At 37.2% G+C, this 17,875-nt stretch carries 16 protein-coding genes; 7 read left to right on the top strand and 9 right to left on the bottom strand.

What is annotated here, in order from left to right; genetic code table 11:
- On the top strand, positions 1-625 hold a 625-nt coding region (locus IQ247_RS16985; protein WP_193922000.1), incomplete at its 5' end, for a pantothenate kinase.
- Between the two features lie 11 nt (positions 626-636).
- On the opposite strand, the gene IQ247_RS16980 is transcribed toward IQ247_RS16985, so the two are convergent.
- The 3 genes from IQ247_RS16980 to IQ247_RS16970 form a co-directional block, all read right to left on the bottom strand.
- Positions 637-1,326: a hypothetical protein gene (locus IQ247_RS16980; protein WP_193921998.1), complete on the bottom strand. Its 690-nt coding sequence runs from the start codon at positions 1,324-1,326 to the stop codon at positions 637-639.
- Between the two features lie 332 nt (positions 1,327-1,658).
- Positions 1,659-2,477 carry an alpha/beta fold hydrolase gene (locus IQ247_RS16975; protein WP_193921997.1) on the bottom strand — a complete coding sequence of 273 codons (819 nt, stop codon included), beginning with the start codon at positions 2,475-2,477 and terminating at the stop codon, positions 1,659-1,661.
- Positions 2,478-2,618: 141 nt separating this feature from the next.
- Complete coding sequence (locus IQ247_RS16970) at positions 2,619-3,113, bottom strand: NUDIX hydrolase (protein WP_193921995.1); 495 nt, start codon at positions 3,111-3,113, stop codon at positions 2,619-2,621.
- A 676-nt stretch (positions 3,114-3,789) separates the two neighbouring features.
- Here IQ247_RS16970 and IQ247_RS16965 point away from each other — a divergent pair.
- A complete protein-coding gene (locus tag IQ247_RS16965) occupies positions 3,790-3,966 on the top strand; it encodes an Asl3888 family RNA-binding protein (RefSeq protein ID WP_193921993.1) in 177 nt (58 codons plus the stop codon).
- Between the two features lie 649 nt (positions 3,967-4,615).
- Positions 4,616-4,882, top strand: a complete 267-nt coding sequence (locus IQ247_RS16960) for a hypothetical protein (RefSeq protein ID WP_193921991.1) — start codon at positions 4,616-4,618, stop codon at positions 4,880-4,882.
- A 15-nt stretch (positions 4,883-4,897) separates the two neighbouring features.
- On the opposite strand, the gene nadB is transcribed toward IQ247_RS16960, so the two are convergent.
- The 3 genes from nadB to IQ247_RS16945 form a co-directional block, all read right to left on the bottom strand.
- Positions 4,898-6,574 carry an L-aspartate oxidase gene (gene nadB / locus IQ247_RS16955; protein WP_193921989.1) on the bottom strand — a complete coding sequence of 559 codons (1,677 nt, stop codon included), beginning with the start codon at positions 6,572-6,574 and terminating at the stop codon, positions 4,898-4,900.
- 196 nt (positions 6,575-6,770) lie between these two features.
- Positions 6,771-7,211, bottom strand: coding sequence for a photosystem II complex extrinsic protein PsbU (psbU, locus tag IQ247_RS16950; RefSeq protein ID WP_193921987.1), 441 nt, complete (start codon positions 7,209-7,211; stop codon positions 6,771-6,773).
- A gap of 235 nt (positions 7,212-7,446) precedes the next feature.
- On the bottom strand, positions 7,447-8,124 hold the full coding sequence (locus tag IQ247_RS16945) for a DUF3120 domain-containing protein (RefSeq protein ID WP_375341234.1): 678 nt from the start codon (positions 8,122-8,124) through the stop codon (positions 7,447-7,449).
- Between the two features lie 585 nt (positions 8,125-8,709).
- On the opposite strand from IQ247_RS16945, the gene IQ247_RS16940 reads away from it, so the two are divergent.
- From IQ247_RS16940 to IQ247_RS16925, 4 genes are all read left to right on the top strand, one after another.
- Positions 8,710-9,546, top strand: a complete 837-nt coding sequence (locus IQ247_RS16940; RefSeq protein WP_228059813.1) for an undecaprenyl-diphosphate phosphatase — start codon at positions 8,710-8,712, stop codon at positions 9,544-9,546.
- Positions 9,547-9,764: 218 nt separating this feature from the next.
- The gene (locus IQ247_RS16935) at positions 9,765-10,577 is read left to right on the top strand and encodes an undecaprenyl-diphosphate phosphatase (protein WP_228059812.1); all 813 of its coding nucleotides are present in this window, start codon (positions 9,765-9,767) and stop codon (positions 10,575-10,577) included.
- 57 nt (positions 10,578-10,634) lie between these two features.
- Positions 10,635-11,954, top strand: a complete 1,320-nt coding sequence (locus tag IQ247_RS16930; RefSeq protein ID WP_228059808.1) for a TIGR03279 family radical SAM protein — start codon at positions 10,635-10,637, stop codon at positions 11,952-11,954.
- Positions 11,955-12,048: 94 nt separating this feature from the next.
- The gene (locus IQ247_RS16925) at positions 12,049-14,754 is read left to right on the top strand and encodes a glycoside hydrolase family 10-like protein (protein WP_193921981.1); all 2,706 of its coding nucleotides are present in this window, start codon (positions 12,049-12,051) and stop codon (positions 14,752-14,754) included.
- Between the two features lie 127 nt (positions 14,755-14,881).
- Here IQ247_RS16925 and IQ247_RS16920 read toward each other — a convergent pair whose 3' ends face one another.
- The 3 genes from IQ247_RS16920 to IQ247_RS16910 all read right to left on the bottom strand — a co-directional run bounded on the left by IQ247_RS16920 (position 14,882) and on the right by IQ247_RS16910 (position 17,781).
- Complete coding sequence (locus tag IQ247_RS16920; protein WP_193921963.1) at positions 14,882-15,343, bottom strand: hypothetical protein; 462 nt, start codon at positions 15,341-15,343, stop codon at positions 14,882-14,884.
- A 218-nt stretch (positions 15,344-15,561) separates the two neighbouring features.
- The gene (locus IQ247_RS16915; protein WP_193921962.1) at positions 15,562-16,902 is read right to left on the bottom strand and encodes an efflux RND transporter periplasmic adaptor subunit; all 1,341 of its coding nucleotides are present in this window, start codon (positions 16,900-16,902) and stop codon (positions 15,562-15,564) included.
- 741 nt (positions 16,903-17,643) lie between these two features.
- On the bottom strand, positions 17,644-17,781 hold the full coding sequence (locus IQ247_RS16910; RefSeq protein ID WP_193921961.1) for a hypothetical protein: 138 nt from the start codon (positions 17,779-17,781) through the stop codon (positions 17,644-17,646).
- Positions 17,782-17,875: the final 94 nt, after the last annotated feature.

Genomic DNA, 17,875 nt, shown 5'->3' with positions numbered 1-17,875 from the left:
CCCATCCCCCCATCCCCTGCCTCTCTTCATCGCTTCCGTAGTTCCCGAACAAACAGAACTTTGGCAAAATTATCCCAACGTTAACTTTCTTAGCTTAAAACAAATACCTTTGAATAACTCATATCCCACATTAGGAATCGATCGCGCTTTAGCATTACTTGGCGCAGGTGAAACCTGGGGTTTTCCCATATTAGTAATTGATGGGGGAACAGCACTTACTTTTACAGGTGCTGATAGTTACCGTAATTTAATTGGTGGCGCAATTTTACCAGGATTAGGTTTACAACTTGCAACTCTTAGCCAAAAAACCGGACAATTACCAAAAGTCGAACTACCACAACAACTTCCGCAACGATATGCTCTGAATACAACCGAAGCAATTCAAAGCGGAATAATTTACACCTTACTTGCAGGAATCAAAGATTTTATTGCAGCGTGGTTACAAGATTACCCTGAAAGTCAGATAGTAATTACTGGTGGCGATCGCAATGTATTACTTACTTATTTAAAATATCAATTTTCCGAAATCGCAGCAGAAATAATTGTCGAACAGCATTTAATTTTGTGGGGAATACAAAAAACATTAATGTATTCTTCCCACAAATTTCATACAGACAGAGCATAAAATTTAATGATTCAAGCAGCCTTATTTAATTTGTTTTTAAATAATAAACCCGCACTCACAATTCCCAGAGCAAACAAACTTAAACTAGAATTTGCTTCAGGAACCGAAGCAGTTCTAAAGATAATATTAGAACTTGTAAAAATATCGCGAGTAACTTCTAAACTTTGGGTTTGGGGATTTATATCAAAGAATTCAACTCTTTCTATAGAATAAGAATTCAAATTATCCGAAAGTTTGGGAAGTTCTGTTACATCACCTTTATAAAATATCGGCACAGTTATCGAGCAAGTAAATACTCCTTGGGAACATCCTGATGGATAAACAACACCGCTGAGAATCGTTCCTGGAGGAAATTGGGGCCCACCATCCGGAGGAGTTACCGAAGAATCAGCAGCAGGTGGAGTGGGATTAGTAAGAATTTGATAGTCAGCAGTTTCACTACTAAAATTCAAACCTCTTTGGGAATCGGATAAATTGTAGTCAGAAACAGCATTACTATACAAAGTTCCCGAACCAAATCCAAAATCCGCTGGTACATCAGAAGCTTGAGCATCTGTATCCAAGGTAAAAGAACCACGTACACCATTTTCAGATTCAAAGCTAAAGTCTAATAAAGCTGCTTGTGCTGGTGCAATACGAACAGTCCCTAAACCTAAAGATACTACTCCACCAACAGCTATCATTAATTGTTTAATTTGCATACATCTAAATAAATAAAAATTACAATATTCATTTTATTTGCATCAAATAAGATGCTCATAAAAGTGTTAATTAATGTCAACAATCAATTAATACTATTTAGATAACCATATATCAATCATCCAAACAATAATATTTTTGTTGTTTTATTTGATTTTTATTTAGAAAAATTTGATTAATTCCTATAGTATCTAAAATATTCAGTTTTCTTTAACTAATTAAAATTTATAAAAAATATAGTAAAAAATCAAGAGTTAAAAGTAGTATTTTATTTCTAACTCTTAACTCTTAACTCCTAACTAAGGTGGTACTAACTCCGGTGGTACTAACTATTTTAATTATTAGCTTTAATAAAATCGCTAACTTCTTCAGCGACAACAGAAGCGGATTTTTGAGGTAAATTATCTGCTCCGTGAGCGATTATTTTCAATTGTGCTTGAGGAGTTGATCTGGCATAAATTTTACTTCTTGTTAAAGCATCTGGCTCATCTTTTTCACCTTGCAATATCAATACCGGAATCTGGAGTAAATCCAATTTATATTGTAATAATTCTGCTGCGATTTCTGGGAACTGACGCTGATACAAAAGTTGAGTTGCTGTCGGATTATTTAACAATATTTTTCTTTGCTGCAAATCTTCCTCTATTTTTACATCCAAACCAAGCATTTTTGCTAAGGGACGAAATATTTTTAAAAGCCTAAATATAAGTGATGGGCTTTTCGTTAAACGTTGCATTTTTTGCCAATGTTTATGCAACCCTTCTATTTCCACACCTTCAGGTGATAATAAGATTAAACCTTGAACTTTCTCTGGATACTTCAAAGCACAACTAGCAGCAATCCATCCTCCTAAAGAATGTCCTACTAAATATACTTTATCTAATTTTAAAGCTTGCAGAAATTCAAACAAACAATCAACTTGTAAATCAATACTGTAATGAATATTAGGATATTCTGATTCGCCAAATCCTAACAAATCCGGGGCAAAACAATGGAAATTTCGGGATATTAATTCCATTGTTGATACCCATTCACTACTGTCGTACCAATTACCATGTAAAAAAACTACCGGAATACCATTACCGACTTCACGCCAAAATAATAACCCTTGAGAAAGCTTTCTTCGGGAATTCCGAAATAACATCGTATCCATATTGAATATTGAATTTAATTTAGTAGTTAACTTTAAGAGATTTTAAGGACACTGGGTTGCACGACTGTCGTCGCTTTACAACAAGTGTCCGGGATTTTAGAGTGAATCCAAAACCTAAAATCTGAATATTAGTACATAATTTTACGCCAATATTGTCAAGTTATTTAAGTAGTCTTGTAACTGGCGATAGTGGTCGTGAGACATAGGTTCTCCTGGTAAAGAATTGGGAAGAAAAGCTTGAATTTCCATCGCTTCTAAAGTGTCTTGAATCTTCATTTCCCCCCTTACTTCCGCTTCAGCCACAACACAAATTGAATGGATTCTGGGGTCTCTATCTGGTGCTGAATAAACTCCAACTAAACGCCTAATTTTTACTAACTCCAGTCCGGTTTCTTCCATTAATTCACGTTTAATTGTAGTAGGAATATCCTCTCCCCAATCCACCATTCCACCAGGTAAAGCCCAGAGACCGTTGTCTCGTCGTCTAATCAGTACAATCCGCCCGTCGGGAAGTATCGGAATGACACTTGTTCCGGTTATCGGATGACGAAATATGATACCCAGTATCGTTTGTCCATAGCGCCATAAAGTCCGAGTGGACTGTACGGCTGAGCCGAATAAAGCAGCAACGTTCAATGTTCAAATTCTTGTGTTTTACTTGCTTAGTCTCACCCACTGCAATATTCGTAAAACTACTGTCTTAGCAGTAGCTTTGATACAAAATTACTTGTGAGTTAGGCTTTTATTATTAATACACGTTTCTGACGATTATCATCTCATACAACGATGTTCGTAGAACAGCTTAATTTTACCATCCAAAGACTTAATATATATTGTGTATAACTATACTTTCTCCGCAGTAATTGATAAAAAATAATCGAGTTGTAATCGGTGTTACAATAATTAGAAGTCCAGGAAACTAATTACTTATCAGGAAATAAACTAAAAATAAATTCTCAAAATGCATAATTTAACAATTATTCAAATTAATTTATTACACAAACAACAGGCTCCTTTAATATCGGCTTTTCCATCAAGATAAATTATTTATATATTTACAACTCATTTATATAAGTTTTCTCCATCACTTATTCGTAATTCACCAACTATACACGCAACATAAAACCTCAAACTCCACAATCTTAATCCAAATAATTGACATCATAAAATAAATACGATATAATATATTGCTATTTAAAATTGCCGGATACTGGTTTAGGCTAAAATTGTATCAATACCATAAACTAGATAGTTACAATTATCTATGTGATGCCAACCGGCAAGCTAAACGTTGTTTATTTATGAGGTGAATATGGCTAAGCGCCGTAACCTGAAGAAAGAAAAGGCGCTACGAAACCAGGCATATGCCCGAAAGTTTCGTAAACGGACTACTACAGGACGTTATCAAAGAAGATTCCAGCAAAGAATGCCGAAATCTGAAGAAGATGAGAATTCAGCATCTGATACTGGCGCAGCTGCAATTGATTAGTTTCCTAATTCCAATCTTTGTTTTCAAAAAAAGCATTCGCGGAGCTTTCATATAAAGGCTCCGCGAATGCTTTTTTTATTGAGAGCTGCACATTTCCACTTTTACTTTTGTCCTTCCTAGAAGGTTACTGAGCCTGTCAAAGTCAGTACGGGGCTTTTAGAGCGAAGCTTTTGTAAGTCCCACATCAGTAATTTAACTATGTAGAATACTAGCTTATTTATTTAAAAATATTAAGTTTTGTAACAAAATGCCTAAATGGCAACATTGGGGTTTAAATTTTAGTTATTTTCTCTGATGAATATTTAATTATAGAGTAGTAAAAATATCAAAAAATATAATTATTTATGTTTTGTCGTTGGGAACACACCGTAATGCTACTTAAAATATTAAGATAATTTGAAGAAAATTTTCAACTAGATGGTCTTCTAATCAATTGCTGTCCGATTGTCTAACCAAAGATAGATGCAAAGAAATATGTATTAGCATTAATAATTGTTTAAACAAATTTCTGATTTTGAAGAAAATGTCAAGTCTAATTTTCTGGTAAAAGTTAAATCTTAAGTAATTCTTCGCTTTTGACAAAAACTAGTTTAAGTTTAAATAAATCTTAAAGAAAAAATAAGTAAATACACATAAGTACAATTGTTTTATGAATAGCCAATCTAATACACCCATCTTTATTAAGAAAAGTTTAAGCATCAGCGGCGCAATAGCTCTTGTTATTGGAGCTTGTTTAGCTATACCCAAGATTGCAGATGCAACAGGAACTCTGAATCATATAGTACCTAGAGATTCGATTCGGGCGGTAAAAAGCAACTTCGGTATACACAAGGCGAATCATCAAGATTCATTCAATGAGTATGAACCACCTGATTTTGGTCGTCCAGCAAGTGTTTATGGTACGGGTACACGCTGATACAGGGAAAGTTACTCAGTGATTACGAACAGATTCTTTCCACCAATGATGATTCTGTACTAAAGTATGAACTTGCCAGTTAGGGTCTGAGTGAGGGTAATCTAAATGATAATGTCCTCCTCTGCTTTCAGTTCTATAGGCAGCACTTTTAAGAATCAGATAAGCAATATCGAGTAAATTATGCACTTGCGTCCACAGCTTCAGATATTGTTGAGCGTTGCTCGATGTAAAATAAGCTGGGTTTGGCGGATGTAAAGACGATAAAAATTTACTCAATTTCAGGTCGCTGAATTGTTGCTGCCAAGATTCGATATTAGAAATTGCCTTGTTTAGACTCGATTGCTGGCGACAAATTCCAGCGGATTGCCAAACCAAACGCGGTATTTCACTGCGTAATTCTTTTAAATATTGATATTCATCATCTATTTCTTTGGAATCAACTTCAAATCTGTCCAAAGATAGATGTGCAGTTTGTACAGGTTGATTTTTTTCTAACTGAAGACGAGACATTTGAGCGCCAAAAACTATACATTCTAACAGAGAGTTGCTTGCTAAACGATTTGCTCCATGAACTCCCGTACTGGCTGTTTCTCCAACTGCGTATAAACCCGGAATATTAGTTTGATTCATCAAGTCTGTTTGAATACCACCCATCCAGTAGTGGGCTGCGGGTGCGACGGGAATCGGTTCAGAAAATACATCAATTCCCCAGCGCTGACAAACTTTGACGATATTGGGAAAACGATAACGAATTTTGTCTGGAGGAATAGGACGCATATCCAACCAGACATTGGCAGTTGCCGGGTCATTTTCTGTTTTTTGCAGATGAGTGAAGATAGCGCGACTAACGATGTCTCTGGGTGCAAGTTCGCCAGATGGATGATAATCAAAGGCAAAACGTCGTCCTTGATTGTCAATCAAATGCGCTCCTTCACCGCGCACCGCTTCGCTGATTAAAAATCGGTCAGCACCTTGTTTAGTTAAAGCAGTAGGGTGAAACTGCACAAACTCTAAATCTCTCAGAATTGCTTTTGCACGCCAAGCCATAGCTACACCATCACCAGTACTGATAGCTGGGTTTGTGGTTTGAGCAAAAACTTGGCCTCCACCACCTGTAGCGAGTATCACTGCACCAGCCTGAATCCATCTCACTTGACTTTGATAAAATAAACTGATTCCCTGAGCGCGTTTAGTGTCCGGATGCAGCCATAAATCTAAAGCTAAAGCTTGTTGAATAACTGTAATATTGGAGCGTTGCAATACCTGAGCGCTAAGAGTAGTAATTACTTGGGAACCCGTGGTATCAGCAGCATGAAGAACCCGGTGACGAGAATGAGCGGCTTCTAAAGTTAAGGCTAATTCATTACCCCGACGGTCAAAAGCTACACCTAAATCTACCAAAGATTTAATGCATAATGAAGCTTCTTGAGCAAGGAATTCAACTACAGAACGATCGCACAAACCAGCACCAGCAGCGATGGTATCTTCAACGTGTAATTGGGGAGAATCTTCGGGTGAAACTGCCGCTGCAATACCTCCTTGCGCCCATTCACTAGCAGATAAAGAAATAGTATCCTTAGTAATTAAGCCTACTTGTAAATCTTGAGGCAAACAAAGGGCAGTATACAGTCCAGCTGCACCAGCACCCACTACTAAAACATCAAATTGGTTGTGAAGAGTGATTTCCGACAAGGTGGTAGATGGGGTAATATGGGATTTTAGATTTTAGGGACAATGGGTTAAAAAAAACGGCTTTTTATGAAAAAATATACTATTAGAGACGTAGCAATGCTACGTCTCTACATTTATTCAGAATTGGTTCAATTCAACACAAACCCGTCGCGCAGCACTAAGTTAATTTTGGGATAATTAACGACTGATCCATGACTTATCTGTAAATGCCGTTATTAATGCGTTCAGCGCCTTCATTAAATATAGCTTCAGTTTTGGTAACAGTGAAGTTATCTAAGTTAGCTTGCAGACGTTTTTTCTGATTTTCCGTTAAGTCTTGAATATTCAGGACATCTTCTACGTTTTCGTAAGGAGCATTAAAGACTATCTTCCTCGCAAGTGTCGGATATAGTCCTCGATATCTCTGAAAAGCCCCTATATTCGTATTATTTAAGTCAATTTTGTCACCATAAACATCTGCAAGTCTATCATCTGCTCGATTTCGCAATATTCGAGATGAATCAATTGCGAGTACGGGAGTTTTGTTAACGGCAAATGCATCAAAATTTGCTGCTTGGGCTAAGTCTATGTTGCCCAACCATCCCCAAAATCCGATCAATAAACTAAATACTGTTACTAAATGCGCCAATCGTTTCACGATTTTCTACCTCTTTCCATCAAACTTACATAAAAGCTTTTAGCTAACTCTATTTCAGATGCCATTAATTATGGATAAATGACATTTGTTCATAGTCATTAGCTGCTAGCAAAACACAGCAGTCATCAAAAACTACTATACAGCTTATCAATATCTGTAATATTTACTCTTGAGGACTTTGAGCAATATTTTTACAAAAAATTATTAAAAATAAATCATTATCCATTGCATAGCCTCAAGCCACAACAGCAGCGATTAAAAATAAGCTGTCTACTAATATTGTACTCAAAACCGCGCCACTAAAGGCATACCAGTGCAACTGCTTGTATTTTAAAGGTACAATCCCTACAGTTAATAAAACTACAGCTAGAACAACTGCCCAAGCAACTCCGGATGGTGTTTTTACTTGTGCAAGTGCCGATCGCAATATTGGTGCAGCAAATTCTGGCTCTACAACCATAATTTGCCGCCAGTAAGGTATCAAGTCCACTATGTAAAAATATATATCGGTTAACACCGTACCTAGTAGAGAACCAAAATAAAACCAGTTTCCTACTTTGCCCCAATTACGATACAAACACCAAATGGCAAAGGGTAAACCTATTGATTCTACAGGTAAATGCCATAACGGTTCCCACCGCAACCAGCCCCAGTATATCGAGCCTGCTAACCAACTCCAGCTAAAACCTAAAAGTAAATCACCCCAAATATAGGTTCTACTCCGCGACATCAACAACTTACTTAACCATACCCATACTGCCGTCAAACCCACACTTAACCACGGCAGCACTCTCACTAATGGTGCTTCAATAAATACTGGTACCGATACCAAGAGTACCGCCGCTGCGAATATGAGTAAACCTTGTCGAGATGTTACCTTTAACCACGAAGCTATTAAGGGAACAAATGTTATTTTCTCATTTTTCTCTCTCCCTAGGGGGATTGCTGTGCTAATCACATTTTGATTGGCGTTTAACTCTATTTCTAAGGCTTCCAGACTTTCAACGGTTTGAATCACGGGGTTAAAAACTGTATTTGAATATAACGTATTATTAATCAAAATTTTTATTATTCCGTTACTTTACTTTACTTTTCTTAAGATATCAGATTGTTTTACTCACTGGAGTATTCATCTTGCAAATCCCCCTAGGGGGCATATTCATAATACAACAATTGTAGTCAGGGATGAAATCTTTAAAGAAATCACAAAAAATAAAGCAAAGTTTACAGGTATGCTGTATCGAGAATTGGGGTTTACGTTTGTGAGTAAACGGGAAAGGAATTTTTCAACTGCTCTATTTTCTTCCTGTAAACGTTAGAGAAGCGGTTGAATGTGTAATAGCTCGTAACTACAAGTAGATAAGGTGTACTCATGGCTCTATCCAAACGTTTGTTGTTTCCTTTGTTGATGGTAGGAAGTAGTGTTTTATCAGTAGCGACATTTCCGTTAAAAGTTCTGAGTCAAGGGAGTACCCCTGTAGTGGATGGGGGTTCGCAAATGAATTTATGGCAAGGTATAGTTTTAGGTTTTGTGCAAGGTGCAACAGAATTTTTGCCTATCAGTAGCACAGCACATTTAAAAGCCGTACCAGTCGCTCTTGGTTGGGGAGATCCAGGAGTTGCTTTTACTGCGGTGATTCAGCTTGGTAGTATTGCGGCTGTACTTTGGTACTTTTGGGCAGACTTGACAAGAGTGCTAACAGGTGCATGGATTGCGATCGCCAGAAAAGATTATCAAAATACCGACTTCCGCATTGCCCTAGGGATTGCCATCGGGACATTTCCGATAGTATTTTTGGGACTTTTAGTCAAGTATTTGTTTAAAGAATTTTACGAAAATACTGTCCGAAGCATGACGGTAATCGCAATTGTGTCAATTGTCATGGCACTGTTGTTAGGGTTAGCAGAAATAAAGGGTACAAAACAGCGCAATTTTGAAAAATTAACAGTAAGTGATGGGATATTAATGGGTTGCGCTCAAGCTTTGGCTTTAATACCGGGAGTTTCTCGTTCCGGTTCAACTTTGACAGCGGGACTATTTATGGGTTTGCAAAGGGAAACAGCGGCAAGATTTTCCTTTTTATTAGGGATTCCCGCGATTACTTTATCTGGATTAGTAGAGCTCAAAGATTTGTTAGAAGTAGGTACTGGTAATTCGGGAATGCCTACCTTGATAGCAGGTATAATATCATCCGCCATATTTTCTTATTTAGCAATTGCTTGGTTAGTGAAATTTCTTAAAACCAGAAGCACTTGGGTGTTTGTTTGGTATCGTCTGATATTTGGTATCGCTATATTAGCTGGTTTATCATTGGGAGTGCTTGAAAATATATAGTAATGGGTAATGGGGAATGGGGAATGGGGAATGGGTAATGGAAAATTAAATCCGTTCCATCAGGAATCAATCCGTGAGCAAAACTAATGACTTTTTTTAAACGTCAATTATTCTGGTTTTTAACCGTAGCATCTGCCATATTAACTATTGCGGTACACCCATTAAAAACTTTGGCAACTCAATCTCCGAGTGCAGCAGAAGGGGTGCAAAAAATCAAGATGTTGCAAGCGATTTTTTTAGGTTTTGTGCAAGGTGCAACGGAGTTTCTACCAATTAGTAGTACCGCTCATTTAAAAGCTGTTTCCGTAGCCCTCGGTTGGGGAGATCCAGGAGTTGCTTTTAGTGCTGTAATTCAATTAGGAAGTATTGCAGCGGTGTTGTGGTTTTTCTGGAAAGACTTGTCCAGAATTGTTAAAAGCGCTACTAGAGCTATGGTTCTCTCTGACTACATGGACTTTGATTTTCGCTTGTGTATTGGTATTATTTTTGGCACATTACCCATAGTATTAAGCGGGATTATCATCAAAATATTTATTCCCGATTTTGATAACTCACCGCTCCGGAGTATGAAGGCGATCGCCATTGCTTCTATCATCATGTCAATATTATTAGGATTAGCGGAAAAATTCAGCAAGCGTCAGCGGGATTTTGAACATTTGGTAATGGTAGATGGATTGTTAATGGGTATTGCTCAAGTATTAGCCTTGATTCCCGGTGTATCTCGTTCAGGTTCTACTTTGACAGCAGGATTATTTTTAAATTTAGAACGGGAAACCGCAGCCAGATTTTCCTTTTTACTGGGTATTCCCGCAATTTCTTTAGCTGGGTTAGTTCAACTACAAGATTTCTTTGCAGCAGGAATTGATGGTAGTCAGATAGCTTCCTTAGTTGCAGGAATAATTTCATCGACGATATTTTCTTATATTGCGATCGCGGGTTTGCTCCGCTTTCTCAAAACTCAAAGCACCTGGATATTTGTGTGGTATAGGCTAATATTCGGACTCGTGATATTAGTAGGAATTAGGAGTTAGGATTTGTAGAGACGTAGCAATGCTACGTCTGTACAACTAATTATTCACTTTTAAATTATGAACATTCGTCCCGCTCGCATTACAAAAGTTTTACCCGATTCTATCGGTGCAGAAATTGGATTTGATGTCGGTGATGCCATCGTTAGTATTAATGGTATGCGTCCCCGGGATTTGATTGATTATCAATTTTTATGTGCTGATGAATTTTTAGAATTAGAAGTTTTAGATGATAAGGGAAAAACTCATCAAATTGAAATTGAAAAAGATTATGATGATGATTTGGGTTTAGAGTTTGAAACAGCGCTTTTTGATGGTTTAATTCAATGTAATAATCGTTGTCCTTTCTGTTTTATTGACCAACAACCACCAGATAAACGCTCTAGTTTGTACTTCAAAGATGATGATTATCGTTTAAGTTTTTTGTATGGTTCCTACTTGACTTTAACTAATTTATCGCAACGGGAATGGGACAGAATTGAACAGATGCGGTTATCGCCCTTGTATGTATCAGTTCATGCCACAGAACCCGAAGTGAGAATTAGATTATTAAAAAATCAGCGTGCAGGAGAAATTTTACAGCATATCAAGTGGTTTCAAGAACGGCGGCTGCAAATTCACGCACAAGTAGTAGTTTGTCCTGGTATCAATGACGGCGTACACTTGGAACAAACTCTACGCGATTTAGCGTCTTTTCATACCAGTGACTTGCCTGCTGTAGCGTCAGTGGCTGTTGTACCAGTGGGTTTGACGCGATTTCGTCCACAAGAGGATGAATTAATCCCAGTGACGCGGGAAAAAGCAGGAGAAGTAATTTTTCAAGTGCGGAAGTTGCAGCAAGAATTAAAAGCAAATTGTGGTTCTAATTGCATTTGGTTAGCTGATGAATGGTTTTTAATTGCAGGGGAGGAACTACCATGTGAAGCGGAATATGAGGATTATCCTCAAATTGATAATGGTGTCGGTTCAATTCGTTTATTTATCAAGCAATTTACGCAAACAGCACAAGAATTATTACCAGACAAAATTGAACCAAAAAAATTAACTTGGGTTGTGGGAAATGCTGTTGAGCAAGCTTTTAAACCTCTTGTAAAACAGTTAAATTCCGTTGAAGGTTTATCTGTGAATATGCAGGCTTTATCTAGCGATTATTGGGGGCAAGAGATTAGTGTTACTGGTTTATTGACGGGTCAAGATTTAATTTTAAAATTGCAAGAAGAAGATTTAGGAGAGGGAATTTTGTTACCGAGCGTCATGTTAAAACATGGAGAATTAATATTTCTGGATGATAAAACCGTGGAAGAAGTTGCTAGCACTTTAAAAGTCAAAATATTCCCGGTAGCAAATGTTGAAGAATTAATTCAAGTTTGTGTTAGTTGACAGTTAACCTTTAACCTTTAACCTTTGACCTAAATATTGAATCGTCAATTTAAAATCCAAAATCTAAAATCCAAAATCGAATAAGGGGCTAATAGTGAGATACCAAATAAAAGGAATCAGACGAATCAAATTAAGGTCGATTAAAAAGGACTTATTATTATTTAATTGTCAGTTTTTAATTTATATTTTATTTAACGTATTTAATATTTTACCGGCTGCGGCAGCAACTGAACCTGTGATCAGTGTGGTTCAAAGTCGCGAAAATTCTGGTCAATGGGAAGGTATTACTAATCGCTTGCAATCCGCAGGAGTTAATTACTGTGTGATTTCTTTAAATAGCGTCAAAAGTACTGCTGATTGGGGAAACCGCACGGTATTATTTCTACCTAACGTTGAAACATTAACGCCATCACAAGCAATTACCTTGGAAGAATGGGTAAGTAGAGGTGGGAAGGTGATTGCTAGCGGCCCCGTGGCAAGTTTATCTGCACCAGGGGTACGTCGATTAATTCAAAATATTTTGGGAGGCTATTGGGGATTTAGTTTGGAAGCACCCGATAAACTGCAACCTTCTACTAATAAGTTACAGCGATGGGCGAGCGGTGCAAAATTAATGGGAGAAGTACGGGGTGCTGTTGTAGTTCCCGATGATGTTTCCTATCAAGCTGCTGTGTGGGATAATAAAAATAATTCTTCAGCAGTTTTAGCCACCCAACGCTCTACTTTCTTTGGTTGGCGCTGGGGAGTGGATACCGCAGCAAATCCACAGTTGGATAGTGCTTGGTTGCAAGCTGCTTTGAAACGACACATAACCCCAACTACTGTTAACACTGTTCCTGGTGGTTCTCCCGAATGTGCTAATTCAGCAGTCACACAAAATCCAATTTCTCCAAGAAATACCAATTCCCCATCTTCTTTCAATATTACCGCCGTCATTCCCAATAATGCCCTTCCCAATGTAAATTTTAAACGTTCCGATCAGTTATCCGATGAAGCAATCGACCATTTACAGGATAATGTACGTCTAGATATCCAACCCAATTCCAGTAAACCGATTAGTAGTAACGAAGTAATTGCACTACAACAAGAACTACTAAAGTTAATTGGTCGAGTTGAAAGCTCCAACTTGTCAGCTGCGGCGATCGCCGGAAGTTTTCAATCTGCAAAAGCCCAAACAGTAGAAGTTGCATCCAGTCAACCAGGTACATTAACTGTCAATAGTCAGCAAGCAATATCACAAGCAAATGAAATTGTCAAGCAAATACCCCAGTTGGTAGCACAGAAAAAATACGCAGAAGCTCGTAAACAATGGTTAACAGCCAAAACTGGTTTATGGAATCAATTTCCGGTCAATAGCAAGTTAGCTCAACCAGAAATCCGCGCTATTTGGCTCGATCGAGGCACGATTGTCAACGCTAGAAACGAGCAAGGATTAGCACAAGTTTTTGATAGATTATCCCAAGCGGGTATTAATACAGTCTTTTTTGAAACGGTAAATGCTGGTTATACAGTTTATCCGAGCAAAATTGCACCCCAGCAGAATCCTTTAACACGTAATTGGGACCCGTTAAAATCGGCTGTCAAATTAGCTCATGATAGAGGAATGGAATTACACGCTTGGGTGTGGGTTTTTGCAGCCGGGAACCAGCGACACAATCAGATTTTGAATATTGACTCGAATTATCCCGGACCAGTGCTTGCTGCTCATCCAGACTGGGCTGGTTATGATAGACAAGGAAAGATGATTCCTCAAGGTCAAACCAAGCCGTTTTTTGACCCTGCAAATCCTCAATTACGTCAGTATTTATTAAGTCAGTATGAAGAAATTATTACCAACTACGACGTAGACGGTTTACATTTAGATTATATCCGCTATCCTTTCCAAGACCATCAGCGCAACCGTAGTTACGGGTATGGCAAAGCAGCGCGATCGCAATTTAAACAAAGTTATGGTGTAGATCCGCTACAAATTACACCGAATCAACGGGATATGTGGCAAAAATGGACAGCATTTCGTACCCAACAAGTTGATAGTTTTGTCAGTCAGGTTTCGCAAAAAATGCGTCAAAAGAAACCCGATTTAATCATGTCTGTAGCGGTATTCCCATTACCAGAACAAGAAAGAATTCAAAAATTACAACAACATTGGGAAGTTTGGGCAAATCGAGGCGATATAGACTTAATTGTTCCCATGACTTATGCTTTGGAGACCCCAGCTTTCAGTAGATTAGCACAGCCTTGGATTATATCAAGAAAATTGGGTTCTGCCTTATTAGTTCCTGGAATTCGTTTGTTAAATTTACCAACTTTAGGAGCCTTTGACCAATTACAATTAATTAGGGATTTACCAGTAGGTGGTTATGCCCTATTTGCTGCGGAAAATTTACAAAATCAGCAGCTACAGCAAGTTTTTAAGACTACTCAAGGTAGAACTGAAACACAAGAACCAATTCCCTATCGTCAACCATTTAAAACCGCTGCTTTGCGTTACACTTCCCTACAACAAGAATGGGAATTTGTATTGCAAAACAAGCAGTTACAAATGTCTAACAGCAGTATTTCAGAATTTAACGCTCAAGCAGAAATCTTAGAAAACGCTTTAACTCAACTTGCAACCTCTCCATCAACAGCGAATTTACAAACCACGAAAGCATCATTAACCCGCTTTCAATCTCAATTTAGAATATTTATGCGTCAACACGCTTTAAATAATTCCTATCAAGTTGGAGTATGGGAAAATCGTCTTGCCACCATTGAAAGATTAATCAATTTCGGAGAACGTTCAATTAACAAGAGTTAGGAGTTAGTACCACCGGAGTTAGGAGTTAAGATTTAATACGATTCGGATCAAAAAATTTAGCAACCCAAAAACTTTGTAGAGACGCGATACATCGCGTCTCTAATAACTTTATAACAAGCACAAAATATTAGGAATTATTTTGCTCATCACTAGAATTTTGAGATTCTTCTGCAACAGCAACAGAAGTTGCTTCGGTTGTATCTTGAGATTCTTCAGCAACAGTCTCTAATACTTCTTCGGGTTCCGGTTCAACTTTAGCAGGAGGTTTGGAAGGTTTGGGAGGGCGTGCTAAAGCCGGATTGAGCGGGGCTTTGATTTCATCTCTATCAGATGATTTTTTACCTCTACCTTTACCTTTACCTTTACCTTCTCTTCTACCTTCTCCTCTACCTTCTCCTCTATCTCTAGGATTCTCTTGTTCGCGATCGCGATCTTTTTTTACAGGAGGGACAAAATTTCGTTTTTCAGTACTGGTTTGAGAACTAATTTCAGTACTGGTTTGAGAACTAATTTCAGTACTAATTTCAGAACTAATTTCAACATCGGGTTTTACCTGACGCTCGGATTTTTTAATTGGACGTTCTACCATTGTTAATTTCTATTAATTTATTTGTATGATATATGCTTTTGGCGATTAAGAGACTCTTCGCGGACACATTTGAACGAGGGCAGCGATGGAAAGAACTTACACCATTGTTAGAACGCTCAATCGTAATGACTGCATGGCATTGTGAAAATCAAATTGTATGAGAATTATGGTAAGATACCGATCAAAATTCGCACAAAACTTATTTATAATAATTTTCACTACTGAGCCATTACAATCTCACCATCTTTAATATTCAGCAATTTGGAAACAACAACCTTTTCTCCTGGCTGCAATCCTTCGATTACTTGGAATTTGTTGTCTACAGCTTTACCTAATTTTACCTGTTTTTGCTTAACTACTAATTGGGGGGTTGTGAGAGTGGGATTTAATTTTTCGGCTACATATACAAAGGCTTCCCCAGCAATACGAAACACTGCTTCAGTGGGGATTAACAAGCCAGAATCCTGACTCCAATTGATTCTTGCTCTAGCAAATTGTCCCGCTTCCATCTTGCCTTCTTTATTGTCAAACAAAGCTTTAACTAGTACCGTGCGAGTATCCTGATTAACTTCTGGAGCAATAAAAAATACTTTCCCTGTACCAATATTTTCACTTTGAGCATTGATTAATTCTACCGGCATTCCTTTACGTAGTTGTGTTTTCTTTTCAAAGGAAACCGGGATATCAACTTCTAAAGGTTGATTTTGAGTGACGATAGCAATCCGAGTTGCAGGGTTTACCAAATCTCCAACTTTTACTGAAATATTTGTTACGGTACCCGCGAAGGGAGCATTAATTTTATAATCTTGAAGCTGCTGTGGTGTTGGCTGTGGAATTTTACTTTGAGGATTTATCTGTGGTTGTTGCAGAATTTTTTCTAAATTAGATACTGTTACTTGCTGTGTTTTGATTTGGGTATCTAAATTATTCAAGTTTGTTTTAGCTGCTGTGAGTTGTTGTTCGTATTCATCTTTAGCTTGTCTTGATATAGCTCCTTGTGCAGCTAAGTTAGAATATTTTTCGTATTTTTCTTGATTTAATCTGACATTTTTCAGTAATGATAACCGTTGAGATTCTAATACTTGAAGCTGATTATTAGCGTTTTGTAATTGTTGCTCAGTGGTTTGTAGACTAGCAAGATTACTACTAGTTGTATTACTAATTTCAATAGATTGATTGTTGGAATTTATCTCTAATAAAGGTGCTTGTGCTGCAACTTGACTGCCAACTTTTACGAATATTTGAGATACTTTACCTTGAGTATTTGCTTGGAGACTAGCCGAGCGTAAGGATTGTAGACTAGCAATAAATTCCGAACTTTCTTTTATTTCACCTGCTTCTACTTCAGCTAGTTTGACTGATACTGCTGATTGTTGTACGGTGGTAGTTGAAGACGAATTGTTTTTGTAAGCAAGCAAATACCACAATATCGCAACTCCACCAACGGTTAACGTTACTGGTAACAATATTAAAAGTAAACGCTGCCATAAACGTCGCGATCGCGCAGGTTTCTCCGGGTTGTTTCCTTGAAGTTTGGTTTGAGATTCTGGAGTTTTCATGGCTTTTTGATAACTGATGACAATTGAAGCGCTACTAAGTTGAAAATTGAATTTTTAGATCAACAAGTTACTATTTTGTATTGGTTATAACCTAGATTTTAATCATCAATTCTCAGTTTTGAAGAAAAAAAACGCAATAGTCACAAGAAGGTTAGTTTGTAAGTTGCTTAGAAACTATTAGTTAGCACAAATAAATATAAATTCTAAATGTAAATATATAAAAAGATACAGTTAACTTAAATAAAGCATGATAAAACAACCGTCAACTTTCCCTGACGCAAAATATTAAATATTTTTATAAATTCATTTTATCTAAAATTTATGATTTATTTGCATATAAATAATAAAAATCAGAATAAAAATCATAAATTTATTTTATTGCAATATTCAAGACATTATTTATGGTAAAACTACTTATTAGTTAGTCAAAGCAAATAATTAATTAATAACTACTCAGATTTCTTATTTAAAAGTAGGACTTACTTACAGCATATTTCATCTTTATGAGGCAGATTCGGACGGGCAGGGATACTCCTTTCACCTGCAAGGGTGCGGCTTACAAGTCAAGGGAAGAACATCTCCCGCTTATTTTCTCTCCATCCCACGCATTGCTTTATAATATAATGCTGTACCTCATTTATCTGCAAAATGCTATAAAAACCAACGAAAGTAAGGTTGATTGATCAATTATCACTATAGAAAACATAAAAAAAGGCGGGAATTTCCCACCTTGAAAATTTTTTAACCTTTAGTTAAGCGAATATGTTCTAATATTTGCTGTTTTCGCTCATTAGAATTGAGCTTAGGTTTAATAAAGTCGTTTGTACTGCGAGCAAGATGCTCCATAATTCGCGTTTGACGGTCAGATTTATCAGCCATATTTAGCAACTAAAAAAAATATCACAAAACAAAAAATCGATGAAAATGCAAATTATTAACTGAATATTGCATTCACACCTTACTTTTATTGTAA

It is taken from the genome of Plectonema cf. radiosum LEGE 06105 (assembly GCF_015207665.1).
Classification (GTDB): domain Bacteria; phylum Cyanobacteriota; class Cyanobacteriia; order Cyanobacteriales; family Nostocaceae; genus Rivularia; species Rivularia radiosa_A.
This window is presented reverse-complemented; position numbering and strand designations above follow the sequence as displayed.

Coding starts and splice junctions, on each gene's coding strand:
- IQ247_RS16980 (WP_193921998.1), bottom strand. CDS start 1,326: ATGCAAATTAAACAATTAATGATAGCTGTTGGTGGAGTAGTATCTTTA.
- IQ247_RS16975 (WP_193921997.1), bottom strand. CDS start 2,477: ATGGATACGATGTTATTTCGGAATTCCCGAAGAAAGCTTTCTCAAGGG.
- IQ247_RS16965 (WP_193921993.1), top strand. CDS start 3,790: ATGGCTAAGCGCCGTAACCTGAAGAAAGAAAAGGCGCTACGAAACCAG.
- IQ247_RS16960 (WP_193921991.1), top strand. CDS start 4,616: ATGAATAGCCAATCTAATACACCCATCTTTATTAAGAAAAGTTTAAGC.
- IQ247_RS16940 (WP_228059813.1), top strand. CDS start 8,710: ATGAATTTATGGCAAGGTATAGTTTTAGGTTTTGTGCAAGGTGCAACA.
- IQ247_RS16935 (WP_228059812.1), top strand. CDS start 9,765: ATGTTGCAAGCGATTTTTTTAGGTTTTGTGCAAGGTGCAACGGAGTTT.
- IQ247_RS16930 (WP_228059808.1), top strand. CDS start 10,635: ATGAACATTCGTCCCGCTCGCATTACAAAAGTTTTACCCGATTCTATC.
- IQ247_RS16920 (WP_193921963.1), bottom strand. CDS start 15,343: ATGGTAGAACGTCCAATTAAAAAATCCGAGCGTCAGGTAAAACCCGAT.
- IQ247_RS16915 (WP_193921962.1), bottom strand. CDS start 16,902: ATGAAAACTCCAGAATCTCAAACCAAACTTCAAGGAAACAACCCGGAG.
- IQ247_RS16910 (WP_193921961.1), bottom strand. CDS start 17,781: ATGGCTGATAAATCTGACCGTCAAACGCGAATTATGGAGCATCTTGCT.